At 47.6% G+C, this 20,831-nt stretch carries 15 protein-coding genes, 2 tRNA genes and 1 other RNA gene; 10 read left to right on the top strand and 8 right to left on the bottom strand.

Annotated features, from left to right (window positions below; genetic code table 11):
- The first annotated feature begins 7 nt into the window (after positions 1–7).
- The 10 genes from QUF61_RS15355 (at position 8) to QUF61_RS15310 (ending at position 8,961) form a co-directional block, all read left to right on the top strand.
- Positions 8–1,312 (top strand): FCSD flavin-binding domain-containing protein, encoded by a 1,305-nt coding sequence (locus tag QUF61_RS15355; RefSeq protein ID WP_289682496.1) that lies wholly within the window; start codon positions 8–10, stop codon positions 1,310–1,312.
- Positions 1,313–1,561: 249 nt separating this feature from the next.
- Positions 1,562–2,305 carry a c-type cytochrome gene (locus QUF61_RS15350; protein ID WP_103920151.1) on the top strand — a complete coding sequence of 248 codons (744 nt, stop codon included), beginning with the start codon at positions 1,562–1,564 and terminating at the stop codon, positions 2,303–2,305.
- 35 nt (positions 2,306–2,340) lie between these two features.
- Positions 2,341–3,303, top strand: coding sequence for an ankyrin repeat domain-containing protein (locus tag QUF61_RS15345; RefSeq protein ID WP_289682493.1), 963 nt, complete (start codon positions 2,341–2,343; stop codon positions 3,301–3,303).
- 147 nt (positions 3,304–3,450) lie between these two features.
- Positions 3,451–3,527 (top strand) — tRNA-Pro (locus tag QUF61_RS15340).
- 460 nt (positions 3,528–3,987) lie between these two features.
- Positions 3,988–4,063: transfer RNA gene (locus tag QUF61_RS15335), tRNA-His, on the top strand.
- A gap of 67 nt (positions 4,064–4,130) precedes the next feature.
- Positions 4,131–4,508: a transfer-messenger RNA gene (gene ssrA, locus QUF61_RS15330) on the top strand.
- Positions 4,509–4,795: 287 nt separating this feature from the next.
- Positions 4,796–5,659: a lysophospholipid acyltransferase family protein gene (locus QUF61_RS15325; protein WP_289682492.1), complete on the top strand. Its 864-nt coding sequence runs from the start codon at positions 4,796–4,798 to the stop codon at positions 5,657–5,659.
- A 41-nt stretch (positions 5,660–5,700) separates the two neighbouring features.
- A complete protein-coding gene (locus tag QUF61_RS15320; RefSeq protein ID WP_289682491.1) occupies positions 5,701–7,584 on the top strand; it encodes an adenylate/guanylate cyclase domain-containing protein in 1,884 nt (627 codons plus the stop codon).
- A complete protein-coding gene (locus QUF61_RS15315) occupies positions 7,509–8,114 on the top strand; it encodes a hypothetical protein (protein WP_289682490.1) in 606 nt (201 codons plus the stop codon). The genes QUF61_RS15320 and QUF61_RS15315 overlap by 76 nt, the downstream gene beginning before the upstream one ends.
- A gap of 157 nt (positions 8,115–8,271) precedes the next feature.
- Positions 8,272–8,961 carry a Bax inhibitor-1/YccA family protein gene (locus QUF61_RS15310; RefSeq protein WP_103920146.1) on the top strand — a complete coding sequence of 230 codons (690 nt, stop codon included), beginning with the start codon at positions 8,272–8,274 and terminating at the stop codon, positions 8,959–8,961.
- Positions 8,962–9,400: 439 nt separating this feature from the next.
- On the opposite strand, the gene QUF61_RS15305 is transcribed toward QUF61_RS15310, so the two are convergent.
- From QUF61_RS15305 to QUF61_RS15270, 8 genes are all read right to left on the bottom strand, one after another.
- Positions 9,401–10,135, bottom strand: coding sequence for a hypothetical protein (locus tag QUF61_RS15305; RefSeq protein WP_289682489.1), 735 nt, complete (start codon positions 10,133–10,135; stop codon positions 9,401–9,403).
- 166 nt (positions 10,136–10,301) lie between these two features.
- Positions 10,302–10,562, bottom strand: coding sequence for a 30S ribosomal protein S20 (gene rpsT / locus QUF61_RS15300; RefSeq protein ID WP_103920143.1), 261 nt, complete (start codon positions 10,560–10,562; stop codon positions 10,302–10,304).
- Between the two features lie 87 nt (positions 10,563–10,649).
- On the bottom strand, positions 10,650–11,486 hold the full coding sequence (locus QUF61_RS15295; protein ID WP_289682488.1) for a DNA ligase: 837 nt from the start codon (positions 11,484–11,486) through the stop codon (positions 10,650–10,652).
- A gap of 11 nt (positions 11,487–11,497) precedes the next feature.
- Positions 11,498–12,334: an endonuclease gene (locus QUF61_RS15290; protein WP_286019620.1), complete on the bottom strand. Its 837-nt coding sequence runs from the start codon at positions 12,332–12,334 to the stop codon at positions 11,498–11,500.
- Between the two features lie 160 nt (positions 12,335–12,494).
- The gene (locus tag QUF61_RS15285) at positions 12,495–14,129 is read right to left on the bottom strand and encodes a bifunctional metallophosphatase/5'-nucleotidase (RefSeq protein WP_289682487.1); all 1,635 of its coding nucleotides are present in this window, start codon (positions 14,127–14,129) and stop codon (positions 12,495–12,497) included.
- A gap of 436 nt (positions 14,130–14,565) precedes the next feature.
- On the bottom strand, positions 14,566–18,786 hold the full coding sequence (locus QUF61_RS15280; protein WP_289682486.1) for an SUMF1/EgtB/PvdO family nonheme iron enzyme: 4,221 nt from the start codon (positions 18,784–18,786) through the stop codon (positions 14,566–14,568).
- 65 nt (positions 18,787–18,851) lie between these two features.
- On the bottom strand, positions 18,852–19,973 hold the full coding sequence (locus QUF61_RS18265) for an AAA family ATPase (protein WP_407080065.1): 1,122 nt from the start codon (positions 19,971–19,973) through the stop codon (positions 18,852–18,854).
- Positions 19,974–20,002: 29 nt separating this feature from the next.
- Positions 20,003–20,449, bottom strand: coding sequence for a hypothetical protein (locus QUF61_RS15270; RefSeq protein WP_289682485.1), 447 nt, complete (start codon positions 20,447–20,449; stop codon positions 20,003–20,005).
- Positions 20,450–20,831: the final 382 nt, after the last annotated feature.

The raw sequence follows: 20,831 nt of genomic DNA, 5'->3' as shown, positions 1-20,831 counted from the left end.
AGTGAGCATGAGTAAAATGAATCGACGTAATTTTCTGAAGTTCTCCGCTTCAGCAACCGCTTCTGCGGGTTTAATTGGCGCGCCACATATCGCAAATGCAAGCGCTGGTAAAAAAGTAGTTGTTGTGGGTGGTGGTGTTGGTGGCGCAACGGCTGCCAAATACCTGAAAATCATGGATCCTTCTCTGGATGTGACCCTGATTGAGCAGGATAAATTTTATTACACCTGTTTCCTGAGTAACGAAATACTCAGTGGTAACCGCGAGTTAGATTCCATTAAATTTGGCTATGATGGCGTTGGCAAGCATGGCATTAAAGTTGTTAATGCCCGCGCTACTGCTATTGATGGCGAGAAAAAACAAGTTGTAACTGCAGCAGGCAATTTTGCTTTTGATCGCGCTGTAGTTTCCCCTGGTGTATCTTTCTTATGGGACGCTATTCCCGGTTATGATGAAGCCGCTTCCAAAAAAGTGCCTCATGCCTGGAAAGCAGGTGCCCAGACCGTTATGATGCGGCAGCAGCTAAAAGACATGAAAGATGGCGGTACTGTTGTTATTGCAGCGCCACCCAATCCTTTCCGCTGCCCACCAGGACCTTACGAGCGCGCCTGCCAGATTGCGGATTATCTGAAACGCGAAAAACCAAAATCCAAAATCATTATTCTGGATTCCAAGCCTAAATTCTCCAAGCAGAGGCTGTTTACCCAAGGCTGGAAAGACCTCTATGGTTACGGCACAGATAACAGCATGATTGAGTGGCGTGCAGTCTCTAATGGCGGTAAAGTATCTCGGGTTGATGCTGACAAACGCAGTGTTTTTGCAGGTGAATTTGAAGACGAAATCAAAGCCGGCGTACTGAACATCATTCCACCTCAAAAAGCAGGCAGCATTGCCAAGGCTTCAGGTTTGACTGATGACACAGGCTGGTGTCCGGTTAACAAGAAAACCTTTGAATCCACTCTGGTTCCAGGTGTTCACGTTGTTGGTGATGCCAGCATTGCAACCAAAATGCCTAAATCCGCTTACGCGGCAAGCTCTCAGGCTAAAGTCTGCGCAGCGGCAATTGTTGCCTCACTGCAAGGTAAAGAGATGGTTACCCCATCTTATGTTAATACCTGCTACAGTATTGTCGGTAAAGACTATGGTATTTCCGTTGCTGCCGTTTATCGTCTCAATGAAGAGAAGGATATTATTGCTGGCGTTAAAGGTGCAGGTGGTCTGACCCCGGTAGATGCCAGTGCTGAGCACAGAAAACGTGAAGTGCAGTATGCTTATAGCTGGTTTGAAAATATCACTCAAGATATTTTTAACTAAGTTTAAGTAAATAAAACGCTTAACAGTGTTATTTAAGCGTAATGAAAATGCCGGATTTGCCTGTTTATTTTAATATTCAGACAAATTCGGCTTTCTTACTTTCCTTTTAAGAAAATGATATATTTATTTTATAGCGATAGGCATATATGAGATGGATTCCGTTTTTACTAAAAACGAAAAAACATCAACAAGGAATGCCTGTTATCCCTGGATTTAATCAATTTTTCAGTCTCTTCCGAGGCATTCAACATGAATAAGATCCTTCAAACTTTCGTTATTGCCCCTTTCCTTATTGCTCTGGGTACTGGTTTATTTTTTACCAGTCATATTGTTATGGCCTGGAGTATCAGTAAAGAACAACAAGGCATTATGCATCTTGAGCCTAATCTGAAAAAAGGCCGCAATCTTTTTCGAACCTGTGCAGTCTGTCATGCACCAACCGCCTGGGGTACACCAGACGGGCATTATCCCCAAATTGCCAGTCAACATCAGCAAGTGGTTATTAAGCAAATGCTTGATATCCGCAGCGGCAATCGTGACAACCCGACCATGTATCCATTCACTTTGAAATCCGTGATGAAAAGTGATCAGGATATTGCCAATGTTTCCGCTTATGTCGCCAGTCTGCCTATGAGTCCATATAATGAAAAAGGATCTGGCATGGATCTGCAACACGGTAAAGCCCTGTATGACAAACACTGTACAGAATGTCATGGCGACAATGGCGAGGGGGATAATAAAAGCACTTTCCCCAGAGTTCATGGGCAGCACTACCATTACATTCTGCGGCAGTTATTATGGATGCAAAATGGTAAGCGGCGTAATGCCAATGACGATATGTTGAAAAAAATCAGAACTTTTAACATGCGTGATTTAGACGCAGTATCCGACTATATCTCACGCTTGCCAGTGGCTGATAATTTAAAAGCAAAACAAGGCTGGAATAATCCTGATTTTTCTCAAAATTTCAGAAGCCGGATGCCCAATCAGTAAGCGAATAACCTTATAATATAAGAGTAAATTCAAACATGCTAAAACAACTCAGAATATTCCTGTTCGGATTGCTGCTGGCCCCCCTGCTGGTGCTGGCTGATGATAAGCAGGATCAAGAACTGCGGGAAGCGGCACTGGCTGGCAAAATTGACCGTGTTAATGAACTGGTAAAAGCAGGTGCGCAGATCAACGCCAGCAATCGCTTTGGTATGACGCCGTTATTACGTGCGATTGAAGGCGGTGATATTGAAACTGTTGCCGTATTATTATCCCTGGGTGCTGATGTCAATATGCGCACGTCAGAGGGGCGTAGTGCTTTGATTATTGCGGCAGAATTTGGACACCTGGCAATTTCTGCCATGCTGGTGGAACTGGGTGCTAATGTACATGAGCGCACCCATGCTGGCTGGGATGCATTAATGATTGCAGCCAAGCAAGGTTATGACGGTATTGTCGCACAGCTATTAATGTTTGGTGCGGATGTTAATGGCACTGATAAATACGGCGATACTGCCTTAATCGGTGCCATAAAACGTGGTCACCTGGCAGTGGTGAAACAACTGCTAAGCCAGCAGGCAAGCTTAACTCTGGCGAATAAGGATGGGGTTACGCCCCTGATGCAATCCGTAGAAAGCAAACGCCTGGAAATTGCGACACTGCTATTAAAACATAAAGCACCCATAAATACGCTAGACAAGCTGGGCGCACATGCCTTGATTTTGGCGGCTGAGCAAGGGGATTCCAATATATTAAAGTTACTGTTGAAACATGGCAGTAATATTAATTTACAAGACAGTGATGGCAATACTGCGCTGATGGTGGCCACAGAAAATAGCCAGGCAAAATGTGTCATGTTGCTGCTGGAACATAAAGCCGATGCCAGTCTGAAAAATACCAATGCTAAAACGGCACTGCAACTGGCGATTGACAATAAAAATCAAAAAATTGAGAAAATATTCACGACGCCTAATCCGGCAGAACATGAGGATATGCCTTGATAAAAACAACAATAAAAAAACTACAAGCCCAGGCTTACAGTTTTTTTATCTCATTTTCTCCAAAAAGCAGTTGACAAGGCAAGCCTGGTTCTATATCATTCTGCCCTCTTAATCGAGAGCATTTAAGTGTTTTTTGATGAAGTTTGTCGGGGTATAGCGCAGGCTGGTAGCGCATCTGCTTTGGGAGCAGAGGGTCGGGGGTTCGAATCCCTCTACCCCGACCATTAAGAATTTGCATTAACAGAAGATGCGCCCGTAGCTCATCCGGATAGAGCATCGGCCTTCTAAGTAAAATTGGACCCATAATGGGAAACATAACCGTTATGGTGGATGGTGCTGTTTCGGTGAAACCTGTAAAATGGCAATACCGAGGAAACCTGCTGATTTGACTCATTAGTAATGATGAAAATCATGTTTAGTATGAAGGGATAAGGCGCTGTGCATTATCGGTAATCTAAACAGTAAACTGCTCAGGGATCCGTAGAGGCCATACGCACCATGCCTGAAATGGCAAAGATATGGTCCAGCCCACAAACATTGTTTAGCAGCCTATATAAACAATGGCAGTGAAAACTGTAGTTGGGATGAAGCCGAGGGTAGCAGGTTCGAGTCCTGCCGGGCGCACCATTTTCAGGTAATTAATTGCCTGCTGTCATTTTATTATTTATATTGTTATCTATTGTGGTGAGCGTAGCTCAGTTGGTAGAGCCCCGGATTGTGATTCCGGTGGTCGTGGGTTCGAGCCCCATCGTTCACCCCATCTCCTTTCTCTCCTTGAAAATTAAATAAAATCCTTTATTATATCTAAACAGGGTTTAAGCTTTTTTGGGGGCGACATTGGCTTCGACGTGGATTACAAAACCTGAAGTGCATGCTGAGGATACAGATTACCTCATAAAACCATCTGTAACTTTTTAGTTGCCAACGACGACAACTACGCACTCGCTGCTTAAAAACCAGTAGAGGCTGTCTGACTGGAGCCGTGCTTATGCGTCCAGGCTCTTTTAGAGCAATCAGGCATCATCTCTCATAAGATCGCAGAAAAACCTGTCCGAGGTGGATTTGTTAAAACTTTTCGGAACCGCTGTTCTGAGCGCCCTGTTCGTCGGGTATCAGGCAGTTAAATTTTAATAGACGGCACTAAGCATGTAGAGCTGAAGGCAGAGGATTTGCGGACGCGGGTTCGATTCCCGCCGCCTCCACCATTTTATGATGCGGGTTTTATAATATCAAATAACCTGCAAATAATTCTAAAAATAAAGCCTGGCTAACGCCAGGTTTTTTATTTTATGGCCCCCTTATTCTCGGTTTCACACCCAAAAACTATAGACTTTCAGATAATCAATTTCCTATATCGTGATAAAAAAACGGTAGAATATTAAGTGGTCAAATAGGCACTAAACCAGCGCCAACACCCTCTTAGGTAACTCGCAAGAAATAACCCCCCATTTCGCTGCGAGTTACCTTATCATTCAGACATCAGGAATCTGTCATGCTTTTGCTTAAATTACTCGCCTGGTTGCCCCTGCCGATTTTGTATCGACTTGCTGATATTATTTATATATTTATCTGTTATCTGACACCCTATCAAAAAACACTGATTTTGGATAATCTGCGTAATGCCTTCCCGGAAAAAGAAACAGCGGAGCTTAAACGCTTACAAAAAATTTTTTACCGGCATATTGCCGATGTGTTGGTGGAAAGTATTCGCGCATTACGCATATCAGAAGCTGAGTTAAAACGGCGGGTGGTGTTTCGTAACCCGGAAGTTTTAACGCCGTGGCTGGAAAGCCAACAATCGCTGTTATTCATGGCGGCACATCAATGCAACTGGGAGTGGTTACTATTGGCCAGTTGCCTGAATCTGCGTCTACCGGTGGATGCGATTTATAAACCCTTGCGTTATCAACCCGGTGATGCATTAATGTACGCTTTACGCGCCCGTTTTGGCGCAAAGCCAATTGCAGTGCAGGATACCTTGATGCACATTATGCAAAGGCGCAAAGAGCAACGCGCTTTTGCGCTGGTGGCGGATCAGTCACCACCAGAGCAGGGGGAAAAATACTGGACAGTGTTTTTAAATCAGGAAACACCTTTTGCGGTAGGTGCTGATAAAATTGCCCGCCTGACGCGCTACCCGGTTTTTTTTGTGGGCATGAAACGACTCAAACGCGGCTATTATGAAGTTTGGTTTGAGCTGTTAGCCGAACCACCTTATGCAAAAACTGAATCATCGGTTGTTGCGCCTTATATTGCTAAAGTGCAACAGCAGATTCAGCAGGCACCGGAAGACTGGTTGTGGTCTTATAAAAAATGGAAATATAAAAAACCATTATATGATAATACAAATTTTTAATATTACTTTTTGCTCGGCCTTGTTTAAGTTAGAATAAGCTTATGAAAACTTACTTCATTAAACCTGGATTACGCAAAAAAGTTATTTTTTTCTCATTGGCCTTAGCCTTGCTGCCCCTGGCTTTTTCCAGTTATTCAATGATCAGCATCACCCAGAATGAACTGAAAAGTGCAGTGAATGACACCATGATTCACGCCGCGCAGCAATCTGCCACAGAAATTGATGATATATTTACCCGTACCTGGCGCGCTACACTGCAATTAGTCGCTAATGCAGTAGATAATCCTGATTTGGGTGTAGATGAAAAAATTGCTTTATTGGAAAGTGCAATTCACAGTTTGGATGATTTTATCGTTTTGCAAATTTCTGTGGCTGATTTCCCCCCCATATTAATTGCGCAGAATCATCTGCAAACTGCCTATCAACAGGCAGAAGCCTCTAAAGAGCGATTTACCAAAGGCAAAGCACCCACTTTACAAGCCCGTAAACGCTTGGCTGAAGTACAGATGGCAATCGGTGATGCCGCTTTTTATGTTGATCAAAATCCACATTATTTATCTGATGCCGATATCTGGTTGCTGGATTTATATTACCCGTTAAAAAACCCTTTATCCGGCAAGCCCGCAATGCTGGTGGCGCGTATTAATCTGAGCCACATTGAACGCATTATCAATAAACAGCAATTAAATCAGGTTGGGCAGGTTTATTTACTCAATAGACAGGGCAATACTTTATTTGCCTCCCAATACGGAAAGACTTTAACTGGTGATATTACCCACAATGTGACTGCACTGCTGCGACAACAAACCCAGGCGATCAGCGCCACGCCTTTCACCTCTCCGGAAGGTAAAGAGATGCTGGGTGCTTATGCAGTGCTGGCACATCTGCCGTGGGCAGTTGTTACCACGCTGGAAGCGGATAAAGCGTATCTGACAATTAGCGATATGTTACGTTCTTTATTATTATGGTTTTGCCTGGGGTTATTGGTTGCCGTACTTAGCGCCATCTGGTTTTCCAGCCATCTGACCCGCCCAATTCTGGAAATTGCCCAGGTAGTGCGCCCGGTTGGTGAAGGGGATTTCAGTCAACGGGTAAAGCATTTGGATAGCCGCGATGAAATCAGTCTGCTGGGAGAGAATGTCAATGAAATGATCCAGGGTTTGATGGAAAAATTTCACCTGCAAAAATTTGTCTCCGGTGGCACCTTAGCTGCAATTAAACAAGCAGGGCAGGAAGGTGTCAAACTGGGCGGTGAGCGCCGGTTTGCCACGGTGTTATTTTCAGATATTCGTGGTTTTACTGCATTTTCTGAAAAAGTGACGCCAGAAACTGTTATTTCCATGTTAAATACCTATTTACGCGCACAAGCTAAACTGGTTAAAAAACATCACGGTGATATTGATAAGTTTGTCGGCGATGAATTGATTGCCGTGTTTCAAGGTGAAGATATGGTAAAAAATGCCATACTTTGCGCCTGTGAAATTCATCGGGTAATTAAAGAACTTAATAAGCAGCAGGTGTGGGATATTCGTGTTGGCATTGGCATTAATAGCGGTGATATGGTGATGGGCGCAATGGGCAGCGAAGAGCGTATGGATTACACCATTTTAGGTGATAATGTAAACCTGGGTGCGCGTTTATGCAGTGCTGCACAGCCAGAAGTAACCGTGATTTCAGATTATGCCTATCAGGCGATGCAAGACTTTACAGAAGAATTGGAGCAGCAACAAATCACCCTGGAGGCACTGAAATCAATACAGGTAAAAGGTAAAATTGCACCCATTAAGATTTATCAGGTTATTTGTAGCGAAAAAAACCCTGTTTACACATCAGAACCGGAGAAAATCTCTTGGCAAGAACCACAAGCAGTAAAACCACACGAAAAAAACGCAACCCTAAAAAGCAGCCAATTGCCACCTATTTAATGCTGAGTGTATTAGCAATTATCGTAGCAGCAGTGGCCTATAAGCAAATTGTGCTGGCAGGTATGATTAGCAGCAATTTACCGGAAACCAAGCTGAATCATTCACTGGAAGTGTGTTTTCAGAAAAATCTGACACCTGATCAAATCAAACATGAGGTCAGCCAGTTTACCACGCAACAATCACAAAGTAGCTCAATGACAAGTTTTGGTGGCCTGGATCTTTCCGGTATGCTGGGTACAGTCCTGGATCAGGTAACCGGATCGGTGGTGGAAACCCAGATTCTGGAAAATCATATTACAGAAAGTAAAGTAATGAATATCCAGGACTTTATGGGTAAACAAGCAGAAATTCGGGTACAGGGCCGGGTGGAGATTGCCTATCAGTTGCCGGTTGTAGGAGAAATTCGTAATCGCAAAGATTATCAGACAGTGTTATTTAAACGCGATCAAAGCTATTATTTTGAATCGGTTTCGGTTAAAAAACCGGAGTCCAATCAGTGGGACGAATGGCCTTGCAGCCAGAATCTATAAAGGTACGGGTATTTTCTGGTCTGGCAATTGCCTGAGAAACTTCTGAGAATGATCATTTGGTAAGGTTTGCTAACACCTCTTGAACCTGTACACAGGTGATGCCATAATCAAATTTATTCCAATTTATTAATTTTTTCACGAGGAGACACCAAAGCTTATGAGCGAGTTGAACCGAAGCGAATCTGTTGTTGCAGGCATGGGGCAAACCCAGGAAGTATCCACGCTTGCCACCAATAAACTAATTCGCAACACCTATATGTTGTTGTCCATGACCTTGCTGTTCAGTGCCTTTACTGCGGGTCTGGCAATGAAATTTAATCTGCCACATCCAGGGTTTATCATCACTCTGGTTGGTTTTTTTGGTTTGTTTTTCCTGACCAGCAAACTGCGTAACAGCGTCTGGGGTCTGGCTTCCGTTTTTGCCTTAACCGGTTTCATGGGCATGACCCTGGGACCGATGCTGAATATGTATATCAATACCTTCAGCAATGGTCATGAACTGATTATTATGGCCTTTGGCACCACGGCGGTGGTTTTTCTGGGTTTGTCCGGTTATGCCATGACCACCAAAAAGGATTTCAGCTATCTGAGCAGTTTCCTGTTTGTGGGTTTATTGGTAATGCTTGCGGGTATGGTTGCAGCATGGCTGTTCAATATTCCTGGTCTGCAACTGGCGGTTTCTGGTGGCGTGGTTTTACTGATGGCAGGTTTCATGTTGTATGACACCAGTAACATTGTCAACGGACATGAAACCAACTACATCATGGCAACAGTTGCTTTGTATGTGGATATTTTTAATATGTTCGTGCATCTGCTGGCGATTTTTGGCTTGTGGGGCGAAGATTAAACAACCACCCGCTAAAAGACGGGTGGGTTAAAGCGTTTGGTGGCTGAAAGCCGAGATACAGGGCGGACAAGCCCTGTTGTTTAGCCCCAACGGGGTGCATTAATATAGCCAGGGGTAACACCCCTGGAATTGTATCCGTGCCATTCACGCCCTGAAAGGGCAAATTAAAATATTGCCATCATTTTAACCTGCCCTTTCAGGGCGTAAACGTGTCATTTTCTACCCTGGGGCGTTGCCCCAGGCTATATTAAAATACCCCTTTGGGGTGTTAGCGTTAAAACCCATATTTTAAGTTTTACCGTTAAATATTAGAGATAAATCTATTCGCCTGAAAGGCGAATATTTTAACCTTGTGTATGGAAAATAAACACGCGGGTAACAGCATTTTATTCTTGTGCCTTATTAGACCTTCCAGGTTTTGAAAACCTGGAAGGTCTTTTTATTTTTTTCCATTTAAAAAAGATTCTATATACAAACGCTCTTGATTCTCCATTTGCGGATATCTCTTCAGCAAATCATGCATATATTGTCGAGCCTCTTGTTCCTGCCCCAACTCGATTAATGCCAGCGCATATAAATGTGTCACTTCATAAGGCAGGCCTTCATCTCTATGCGCTGCCAGTGCTTTAGCATATTTTAAAGTCAGCACTTTATCCTGTAAGCGATGCTTGGCCTGAACCACAGCATCGGCTAACCACCGCCAACGTTTTTCGGGAGCCGCTAAAAAAGCCTGGTAGACAAACCCAAGCATCATCCGGCGACGCTCTGGATCGGCGACTTCCGCATAAATTCGGGTTGCTGCCAATAAGGGATACTGACTGTGTGGATCCAATGCTAAAATCTGGCTTAACCACTGCCGCAAATATAAATAATCAAATTCCTGGAAATTATGCTGATGGCGAATATCAAATGCTTGTAACCACAACATCAGTAAGCGTGCGCTAAAGGTGTTATCACCCAAGCCGAGCATAGATAAGTAACTGACATCGGGCGGTGTAGGTAAGGCATTATCACTTTGCGGGGGAACAGGCAATCGTGCGGGTAATAAAAACTGCAAACACAAAGCAAATGCAAAAAAGCCAAATTCGACACGTCTGCTATTCAAGGTTAATCGTATGGATGACCGCTGATATTTTGCACTGAATTTTTGATAATAGGTGCGGAATTTAGACATGAAATGCACCAATGCGGTTTACGGTTTACGGTTTACGGTTTACGGTTTACGGTTTACGGTTTACGGTTTACGGTTTACGGTTTAAAGAGCTTAAATCCTGTTATTATTATGTCAAGCTTTTTCCAGAAAAGGGCATAAAAAAACCGGCCTGAGCCGGTTTTTTTTATTACATCGCGTGAATATGTTTATTCAAACGACTTTTATGTCTGGCGGCTTTATTCTGATGAATCAACCCCTTGCATGCTGCCCGGTCAATGACGGGTACGGCAACTTTATATGCTGCTTCAGCATTACTTTTGTCACCGCTTTCAATTGCGCTAACAACTTTTTTGATTTCAGTACGCAAAGTGGAACGCTGACTGGAATTATGCAAACGACGGGTCTCAGCCTGTCGCGCTCGTTTTTTGGCTTGGGGAGAGTTTGCCAAGGTGAAGACTCCTGTGAATTCTTAACTAATTAAAAAATTGTGATCAATTTCCTATTATCTAAAAAGTTCTTAGTCATTGTCAAGTATTTATTTAACAATCTCTAAAAATACCGGAAAACGCGGTAAACCATTTTTTGTTAAACCCTGATACTTAAAACGCACCATGCTGGAAATGGGTGGCGCATGTTTTCTTTGCTGGTCACTGAGACCGCTACCGACATAAAATTCACGTCCCTGTTTATCACGTAATTTTAAGGAACCTACCATGCCCTGAAACTTCCCTTTACCGGGTTTGTAATCAATCACAATGGCGACACCTTCCTGTACTGGTTTTAATTTCAGCAAATCAGCAGTACGCCCCTGTATGTACAAGGCGTCCTGATGATGCAGCATCAAACCTTCGCCGCCTTGCCTGGTGACTTGTTGCAGGTTTTTCATCAATTCCGCTTCATCCTGTACCCGAAACTGTTTGATTAAAGCCAGATAAGGTGATGTATTTGCCTGGAATACTTGTGATAACACTTGCAGGCGTTGCGTAAAACTGCCTTTATGTCTCGGCAAATCAAACACCATCAGCTTAATTTCTTTCCAGCCCTCATGCGCCTGTTTCTGACTCACCACCGACAGGGTTTGCGCATAATGTCCGCGTTTTATCCACAATTCACCATCCAGCGCTACATCGGGAAAATCTGCGCTAAACCAGGGCGGGGCGGCAAACACCTGCCCACCTCTGGAAATCAGCTTGTCGCCATCCCAACGCGCACGCACGCCGTCTAATTTTTCACTGACCCAATATAAATCGGGATTGATAGCACTGGAATAGGTTTTTCCATGCATCAAATCCGGTTTTTCTGCGGCCTGGGCAAATCCCAGAGCACAGCAGAATAACAATAAACTCCAGCGAAAATACATTGTAAAAAACATCGCTATTGCCGTTATTTAATAAAAGGATTCAAATTCCCCTGCACCTTGGCAATCCGTTTATTACGCTCACGCTCCCAGTCATCCACCGGGTCCATTTTGTCCCAGGCACTAAATAACTGGCGTTGTTGATCTGACAGTTGCAGGCGATAAGTTTGTTCCATATAAAAATAAGTACGGGCAATATCACCACGCACATTTTCCGGCGGTTCTGCGCGTTTAATGCTGGAATCCACTTCAATATCACATTGCCCATAAGCGCGTTTTTCACCACTGATCATGCCCCAGCGGTAATTGCTGCGATCACCATTGATTTCACCCACAGAAGGATAGAGGTTATGCAAGTCATTGTGCGCGACCTTAAACACAGGATCGATGTCTTCACAACATGAGCGCCCCTTGAATTTTTTACCTTTGCTATCGGTGCATAATTGTTCCCGCCAGCAGGCACGGTGCTGCCCAAAATGATAAGCGGGAAACACATGTTCCGCTTCAATGCGTTTTGCACGTTTTTCATTACTGCGTGGTTTGACGTTACAGGTGCCCAGATACACTTTACGGGTGGAAGTGAATTTACAATTACAGTAAAACGTATAAGGATGACCTTCATAAATTTTTTCATACAGCACTTTTTTAGCATGAGAAAAACTTTTTGATGTTTTCGGCAAGCTGTCCAGTGGTACATCAACAACCACCTGTGGTTGCTGCTCTCCCGGTAAAAAGCGTTTCCATACGCCATCCCCGAAAAAAAAGCTGACAACTAAAATCAGGATAATGACAACAAAAGGCAGTTTTTTACCTTGCAGCATATTAAATAATCTCAGTAAATCCTGTATTTTTCGAGCATTCATTAATATTTTCCAGGTTATTAAGGCAATCGCCTGATTAAAAGGTTTTTCATCCAAAAATGCTGATATTCAGCACCAACTATACTACTGTTCATAAAGGGAATATAGTGTAAAAATCACTACTCATGCAGTTCTACTTTTTTAAATCAATAATAAACCACATCTAATAAACACGGCAATAAACCGTGTCTAATAAACACGGCCCTGCGCGCTGCGTATTACAAATACGCCCCAGGGTTTCCGGTTGAATACCTTTTTCACCCGCTTGCTGCAAGGCTGTGGCGGTTTTTTCGCGTAAATCCGGCCAGTCCTCATCAGGGTTAATAATCATCTTGCTTGACAACATATCATAACCATCCTGATTACCCTTGCCTGGATCGAGTAAAAAATCATTCACCACGGCTAATAATGTTTCATCAGGAGAAATCGGCCTGATCCCGGAAGCTTCAATCAAACTGAGCTGATCAGCCGTATTCGTTTCCGGGTTATGCCGAAAAGCAAAACCACTGATTTGTAACCAATGCCCATTACCCGCCCAATCCTGAATAGCACGGTTAATCACCCGTTGTAATGTGGCCCCCTTGATTTTTATCAGCGCCAACTTAGCAGGATAGGCAAATAACTCATTAAGGGTTTTGCGCGTAATAATTTCATCAACGGGAATATCACGATTAAGCCGCAAGGAACCTGAATTCATAAAAGCGATTTGCGCACCCTGGTCGGCATAAGCCTGCACCGCCAAGTCCATGAGCCAACTACCCAGATTCGTTTCAAAACGGCGAATTTCCAGTTCTTCCGCTTTCAGCACAAGCTGCGAGCGCCCTAATTGAGCTTGCAGACAATGCGCACTTAAGTTGTTTTTGTCACAAAATTGCTGTTCATGCTTGCTTTTCCAATCGGCAATGCGCTGCACAACAAGACTATCAGGTTTAGTTTCAGCCAATGACTGGAACTGAAAGTCCACCTTAAGCGCCGCCCCATCTAGGCTGATTTTTGCCACTGTTGCTGAAATGGCATCAGCATCCGCTTTGAGCACATAACGCCCATTCACCTGCGCGCTTTGTTGATTATGCTCATGTCCACCAAAAATAATATCAGGGCCGTGCTCACCCAGTTGCTGCAATAACTGTTTATCCTGCGCCATCGTCAAATGAGTGAGTGCAATCACAACTTGCGCGCCTTGTTGCCGCAGTTGCTGTGTCATGGCTTGCGCCGTTGTGATAGGAGCAGTAATTTGCTGGACATATTCTGGTATTTTGCTGTTAATCGTCAACCCAAAAATACCCACTTGAATGCCATTAATCGTCATGATTTTAGAGGCGGTTAAATGCGGGTCTTGAATAGCTGCTTGCGGATGAAAGCTTACATTAGAGGACACCCAGCCAAATTGCGACTCACTAATGCGATCTTGCAATATCTGGCGGTGCTTCATTTGGCTTTTATCAAATTCATGATTGCCAAATGTGACCCATAAACGCGCATCCTCTGCACTGGCATCCCCATCAAGCTGGTTCATCACATCAATCATTTGTGCGCCATTAAATTCACGGCTCAAAAAAGAAGGAAACAAAAAATCCCCGGCATGGAGCAACAGCACATCGCCTTGTTGCTCTAATTGCTGGCGCAGCGTGCGCACTTTTGCCAGATTATCCAGGCGATAAACATCATTAATCGCCAACACGGTGAATCCGGCGGGTTTAATGGCTGCGACCTGTTCAGGAGACTGCTTAGGCGCAAGAGAACACCCTGAAATAAATAATAAATAACATAATAATGCTAAATAAAAGGGCTTGTTCATTTATTGTTTCTCCTTGTTTTCTCATCAAAGATGATATGTATTATAACCTGAGTTTGAAGTAAACATCCCGGTGCTAAAGATGCTGGAAATTACTTTCATACCGCGCTAAGTCATTGATAGGGCATGAGGTTAGCTTCGAATGGCATTGCCGGAGCAAAGACTTGACAGATTTTTATTAAAAAAACACCCCCGACGGCCTTCGCTTTCGCTACCAGACGCAAGGGGCGTGGGTTTCTTCGTCCGGTAATCCACCGGCACAGGTACGACAGAGCTGGACAAACCTGATGCGCTACGCGCGAAACAGCGCGCTTGGCGCAGTGGCTATCGCACGCCGCGCCCGCACTGCACCGTTTCTTCCATTTACAAACCTGCACCAACATCCTGCCTGACTTTAGCATTTTAAATACTCAGGGTAAAAGAGTAAAAGTGCTCAGGATTACCTCGCGAGGCGGAAGCCAACATTGCCGTTGCGGTCAGATGGGTCGCTAAAGTAGCGGTCAGCGGAACGCACGTCGCGCGGCGTATCGTTCCACGACCCACCGCGGATAACATGGATGGAGCCTTTGTCTGGGCCTGTGGGGTTGTCTTTGGGACTGTTCTTGTAATACTCCGAACCGTACCAGTCCTGCGTCCATTCATACACATTACCCGCTGTATCATATAAACCAAAAAGATTAGCATCGAATGAACCCACCGGTGCAGTCCCAACCCATTGGTCTTTACCTTGCGCCAACCCATCACAACATTCGTCTTTACCATAATTGGCATAATCGTGCGACGCTTCATCACCCCACCAATACGCCGTCTTTGTTCCACCTCGCGCCGCGTATTCCCATTCCGCTTCGGTAGGCAAGCGATAGTCTTTAGCCGTTTGTTCGTTCAGCCATTCAATATAGGCTTGTGCTCCGAACCAAGAAACATTCACCACTGGATGCTTTTCATAACCCGCTTCAACCTGGTATTTACCCGCTTCACCTGTAATTTGACTACGCGAATCCTCGGTTTTAGTTTCAAACCACGCCTGGCCTTTCGGCCCGCGCTGTTTCACCGCATTCAAAAGCCGCACATATTCTTCATTCGTCACTTCATAAGCTCCAATTTCAAAGGGTGAAAGGGTTACATCGTGCAGTGATTTTTCATCCTTGTCACCCTGCTCACTGCCCATCATAAAAGTCACGCCCTGCGCAAAACTCACCATCTGCGGCACGATGGGCGAGGGCCAAGAGTTAGTCCTCGCGAGGCGGAAGCCAACAAAGATGCTGCGGAAGGACGGGTCGTTGACGTTGCGGTAAGCGGAACGCACGAAGCGCGGTGTATTACCCCACGACCCACCACGGATAACACGGATGGAGCCTTTGTCTGGGCCACCGGGGTTAGTTTGTGCATCGCTGCTGTAGTCACCAAACCGGTCTGCTGCCCATTCCCAAACATTACCGGAGGTATCATTTAAACCAAAAGGGTTCGCATCAAAAGAACCTACTGGCGCAGTTTGTTTGTCGTCCCATAGGCTGCCGCAGCCATCACAGTTGGCTTTAGCCTGACCGACCTCATTACCCCACCAATAAGCTGTTGTGGTGCCCGCCCGCGCGGCATATTCCCACTGGGCTTCAGTGGGCAATACATAAGTTTGCCTGGTTTGGTCGCTGAGCCAAGCGGCATAGGCTGTGGCATTGTCCCAGGAAACATTAATGACCGGACGTTTGCCCCGACCCCAGCCTTGGTCGTCGGGTTTGTCCCGCCCGGTGGCCTCGGCAAATTTATCGTATTCCTCAAAACTTACTTCATTTTGGCCCAGGGCAAAGTCTTGGGTGAGGGTGATGCGGTGTTGCGGGCCTTCGTCATCCTGACGGCCTGATTCCTTGTCCGGGCTGCCCATGAGGAAGCTGCCGGCGCTGATGGGGCGCATCAACGGGCCGGGGCTACCGTCTTTGAGGGTGTCGCGGAAAGCGGGGCGGGCCAGGTCGATTATTTTATCGGGTACGCCGTCGCTGCCCGGTTTTTTATCCGCTTTAAGCTGAATAGTCAGGGTCATGCTTTTTTGTTCTGTTGTAAGCCGGATGCTGCCACTGGCGTTTTGGTAACCCGCCGCCTGAGCCTGATAGCTGTATTGTCCGGCGCGCAGCCATAGGCTGTCGCCGTTGCTAACTGTGCGTATTTCATCCAGCGCCTGCGCCCCGCGCTTGAGGCTGAGTTGCAGTTGCTCGGGTACGGTGTTGAGCTTGAGACGGGCAATAGCCTGTATTTCGCCGTGCGGGGCTGTGGCTTCAACCCATTTGTCCAGCAAGGCATCGCGCCAGGGGCTGAAGTGGAACAGTGCCGCCGCCGCACCCAGCAGCAGCATCGCTGCACCGAGTTTGAGCATGCGTTTACCTTCGCTATCACTTTTAGGCAGCAGCGCGGCGGGCAGGGGCAGACCCAGTTTGCCCACGAGAAAGCCCAGGCAGACCTGATCTGTGCGCCGTCCTCGCTGCGGCGCGCGTTTTGGATCTGCGAGCGTGGTTTGCACGGTTTCATCACCCTGTTTTCGCAGCAGCAGGGTTTGGAACACGCCACGCAGGTCGTGGCGTAAACGCCAGGGCAGGGCATTGAGGAGGTCGCGGCGCAGCCAGTCAGGCAGGTAGGCATGACGCAGCCAGGGCAGGACGGCGAGTTTTGCCAGACGTTCTTCATCCAGCAGTTTGAGACGTTCGCCCCAGTGCAGGGTCAACGGCCAGTGCAATTCGGGGTAGATGGCGCAGGCCGCCAGCCAGATAAAACCTTCGTTCCCCAGCCAGACATGCAGTTGCTGACGCAGTTCGGCACGCTCCCCGGCAGTCGGCGGGATGCGTTCCAGCCAGCGGCGCGGGCGTTGGTTGAGCAGAGCCGGGTAGTGGCCAAGCGTGGCTTCGGCAGCCATCGGGGCGGCACTGTCAAGGGCGTGGAGAAACTGGCCGAGACCGTCGGCGCTTGCCGGATATATCAACATGCCAGTTTGCGCCAGGACATTTTCCAAATAACGCCACTGACCAGCGGGTTCGAGGGTGAACAGGGCGCGTTCCGACCACGGACTGAGGCGCGCAAGCCAGGCTGCCGCCAGACCGTGTTCGACAAAGCCATGACCGTTGCCGAACAGCAGCAGACGGCGGCCTTCGTAATGGGCGGCAAGTTCGTCCAGGCCGTAGGGGGTGCGGGGATCGGGCGCAAAATCCGGGGCCAGGTGCGACCGTTCCGGGTTGACGCCGTGTTTGGGATAGGGATAACACCAGCGCGGATTGCCCTGAAAATGCCAGGCATCCAGCACCACCCCTTCACGGCGCAGGCGCAATAATAAACTGTCCACCAGTTGCGCCTGTTGATCCATACCGGAATGGCGTTCCACCAAAACCAGGTATTCGGGCCGGTGGGGGGCGTTATGGTAAACCGGGCTAAACAGACCGAGCTGTTCCAGGCTCTGTTTGAGGGTTGCAACCACGTCCAAATTCCCCGCTGCGCCGGGAACGTGACGGTGCAGTTGTTGCGCCAGTCCTTGCAGCGCAAGCCCCTGGTACAGGCGCTTGCCGGAAACGCTGAGTTGCAGGCGGGCAAGTTCCGGTCCGGCATAGCTGAGTTGGCGGCTGAGTTTGTTGCGCCGGAATAAAACGATTCCGAGCCATACCAGGAGCAACGCAGCCAAGCCGCCCAGCCAATAACGGTAACGCTGCCACCAGTTTTTGGGTTCGGGAGGTGACGGTGGTTTCAGAATCAGGGGTAGTTGCAAACGGTGTTTCTGACTGGCTTGCAGGGTGGTTTCTTTGCTTGCCGCCAGATAGCCTTCAGGATGCGTACTCACTTGCCAGCGCCCGGCAGGTAATTCGATGGTTTGCCCGGCGCGCGCATTGCGGCGAAGGTTTTGTGCCATCTGGCGCAGTTCGAGTTGGGCGCTGGTCGGCGGCAAGGTCGTAACCAGCAGCCTGGCCTTGGGCGGTTCCGGTGCCAGACGCAATGCCAGGGCGGTGAGTTGGCTGCCGGCTTGAATTTGTACTTCCGCGCTTTTTTCCGGGTATTCCCCGGCAGGTGACGTGACCCGCCAGCGACCGGGGTTGAGATAGCGAATGGTTTCGCCACTGTAGGCGCTCAAGTGACGTTGCCCGTCCAGGTATTGCAGTTGCAGTTTTATATTGACCGCAGGCGGGGTGGAGACTAATAAATCGCCGGTAATGCGGTCGTGTATGTTCGGTTTATCAACTTCCGGCAGCGGGAGATACTGTGCATATTTGCCGTCCAGCCAAGCGTGGGTGATAGGGAGATTCAGCCGCAATCCCAAACCGCATAACAACACCAGGACAAGCACCGCGAGGTCGAAAAGCAAGCGCCTGGAACGGCGTGGGGCGGCTGGTTTGGGCGTTTGTTGAGGGGCTTTCTTCGCCGCTTCTCCGGTTTTAACCAAACTCGCCCGCCAGTTTTGGTAATGCTCGTCAAAATCCTGTTGTTGCTGCGGGGAACGACAGAGCAAGGGACGCAGCAGACCCCGCCAGTGCGCGTCGCTATCTGCCTCAGGCAAGCCACCCGCCGTATACAAGCCGAGCAGCAAACGGTGCGCTGCGTCGAGTTCTCCCAAACCGACCGGATAACCCTGCGCACGCAGATATTCCAGAAAATTTTGGAGTTCGGCAAGGCGGTAGGGCGGGAAGGCGGACATCGCTTGTTTATCCCGGCCTGGGGCTGTTTAAAAGGACAAAAAGGATACGTCTAAAAACCTTCATGTTAAGCATCTCCATTGCCCGTTTCGGCAGCGCCTTGTTTCCAGCGCTCAATAGCATCTTTGGCATCATCCCGGTCTTCACGCACTTTGACCAGTGCGCTGAGTGTTTGAACCGTTTTGTTGATGCTGTCGAACAGCGGGCGTTCCGCGCGGTGGAAGGCATGATCGGGATTATTGATTTCTTTGTCAAAGCTCATTCGCAATAAATGCAGCCAGCCAATCAGTTCGGCGGTGGAGGGCTTTTTACGCAAACGGCCTCGGCGCAGTGCGTAGAATAAATTCAATGCGTCTGTGAGCATGTTGTCGGGCAAATTGAAGTCTTTGGCGTAAGCGGTGAGGATTTTGCCCATTTGTGCTTTTTCAGGGAAAGCGATGTTGTAGTAAACGCAACGGCGCAAGAAAGGTTCTGGCAGGTGTTTTTCGGAGTTGCTGGTAATCACCACCACCGGTCGCATGGCAAGGTTGGCGGTTACTGGAAGCGGGCCGATTTCTCGCACCAGTTCAGGAATGCGGAAGTACATTTCGTCGATTTCATTGAGCAGATCATTGGGAAAATCACGCGGGGCTTTGTCGATTTCGTCAATCAGCACGACGCTTAGGCGCGGCCCGTCGTGGGCCGGTAATTGGCGTTGTTCCAAGGCGCGTTGCAGCAGTTCGCAGAGTTTGGGACGTGCCGCCAGGGTTGCCTTTTCCTGTGATAGTAGAATCGCCAGTCCCAGCGGGTTAAGACTGAAGTATTCCAGCGGATCGCCGCCTGCACCTTCTTTGATGTCCATTTGCACCGCACGGAAATGCCCCACCGCATCGTAAAGATAAAACAGATCGCGGGAATTGCTGGCTGATTTAGTCTCAAATTTGAGCGCTTCTTTGAGTCCCAACTGCCAGGCGAGATGCTCGGCTAGACGCGTCTTACCCGTACCCGCTTCACCGGTGAGCAGCAGTGGGCGGCGCATTACCAGCGCACTGTTGACGGCATGAACCAATTCCGGGTCAGGGTGGTAACGGTCCAGTTCCAATTCACGCTGCTTGGGGTCAAGAACACGCCCGTCCCAAGGATCGGGCAAATCGACAATCGGGTTCTGAGCAGGCCGACCGCCGGGGTTTGGGTAGTAGGGATAAGGCATGGTGTTTGGTTCCTCCTTCAAAAGTGTATTCAGCCCGCGATTTTGAGAATCTTGGTTAAGCGCATACCGAGTTGGCACATGGACATGTGAGCGGGCAGGTCGCGCACATGTTGGTTGACGATGGCAACATTCAGGCCGTAGGAAAGAATTTCGACTTCGCTGTGATCGACCCAGCGGATGATTTCTTCATGGGGCACGCTACCCAAACACGGCAATACCACGCCGGGTATGCCGAAACGCTCGTCAAATTCTTTAATGCCGATTTTTTCCAGTGATTCAAGGCAAGCATTGATAGGACGTGTGCGCAGCCAACGCTGGAACCAGGCAAACGGGCCGCTGCCAGTGTATTTGATGCAAATCATAAGCAGCCAGGGACGACCCGCGCGGTATTCATCGTTATCGCGCCAGAATTCAGCGAAAGCCTGCAACCAATGTTTGCCGCCCTGCTCAAACCAGTCGCCGGGCACAACGGTCAAGTGGAGTACCAGCGGGTGGGAGCCGTTGCCCAATTTAGACATGAAATCGGCAAGCAAACTGCTTTTTAGTTCGCTGTATAAATCATCGTGGAGTTGTTCCGGATTGCGCGCCCCCGCCAATTGCAGTTCAGCTTCGTGAAGGCTGTGAAAAGAGAGATCTCTTTTTTTCAGGCGTTCCAGAAGATGCCGTTCAATGTGTTCATGTTCGCAATGATTGCCATGGACGACACACAGTAGCGGGGGGATGCCGCGCCCTAGGGCAATCGCATCAAATTTACTGCATAGTCAATATCTTATAGAGATAGTCTTGATCAAGAGCAGCTTTAAGTCGTTTATTAGCAATACCCGTTTTATGAGAAGAATCCTGCTTAAGTAAACTCAA

It is taken from the genome of Candidatus Venteria ishoeyi (genome assembly GCF_030378065.1).
GTDB classification, from domain to species: domain Bacteria; phylum Pseudomonadota; class Gammaproteobacteria; order Beggiatoales; family Beggiatoaceae; genus Venteria; species Venteria ishoeyi.
The sequence above is the reverse complement of the archived record's forward strand: the minus strand, read 5'-3'. Positions and strand labels throughout refer to the sequence as shown.

Coding starts and splice junctions, on each gene's coding strand:
- QUF61_RS15355 (WP_289682496.1), top strand. CDS start 8: ATGAGTAAAATGAATCGACGTAATTTTCTGAAGTTCTCCGCTTCAGCA.
- QUF61_RS15350 (WP_103920151.1), top strand. CDS start 1,562: ATGAATAAGATCCTTCAAACTTTCGTTATTGCCCCTTTCCTTATTGCT.
- QUF61_RS15345 (WP_289682493.1), top strand. CDS start 2,341: ATGCTAAAACAACTCAGAATATTCCTGTTCGGATTGCTGCTGGCCCCC.
- QUF61_RS15325 (WP_289682492.1), top strand. CDS start 4,796: ATGCTTTTGCTTAAATTACTCGCCTGGTTGCCCCTGCCGATTTTGTAT.
- QUF61_RS15320 (WP_289682491.1), top strand. CDS start 5,701: ATGAAAACTTACTTCATTAAACCTGGATTACGCAAAAAAGTTATTTTT.
- QUF61_RS15310 (WP_103920146.1), top strand. CDS start 8,272: ATGAGCGAGTTGAACCGAAGCGAATCTGTTGTTGCAGGCATGGGGCAA.
- QUF61_RS15305 (WP_289682489.1), bottom strand. CDS start 10,135: ATGTCTAAATTCCGCACCTATTATCAAAAATTCAGTGCAAAATATCAG.
- QUF61_RS15295 (WP_289682488.1), bottom strand. CDS start 11,486: ATGTTTTTTACAATGTATTTTCGCTGGAGTTTATTGTTATTCTGCTGT.
- QUF61_RS15290 (WP_286019620.1), bottom strand. CDS start 12,334: ATGAATGCTCGAAAAATACAGGATTTACTGAGATTATTTAATATGCTG.
- QUF61_RS15285 (WP_289682487.1), bottom strand. CDS start 14,129: ATGAACAAGCCCTTTTATTTAGCATTATTATGTTATTTATTATTTATT.
- QUF61_RS15280 (WP_289682486.1), bottom strand. CDS start 18,786: ATGTCCGCCTTCCCGCCCTACCGCCTTGCCGAACTCCAAAATTTTCTG.
- QUF61_RS18265 (WP_407080065.1), bottom strand. CDS start 19,973: ATGCCTTATCCCTACTACCCAAACCCCGGCGGTCGGCCTGCTCAGAAC.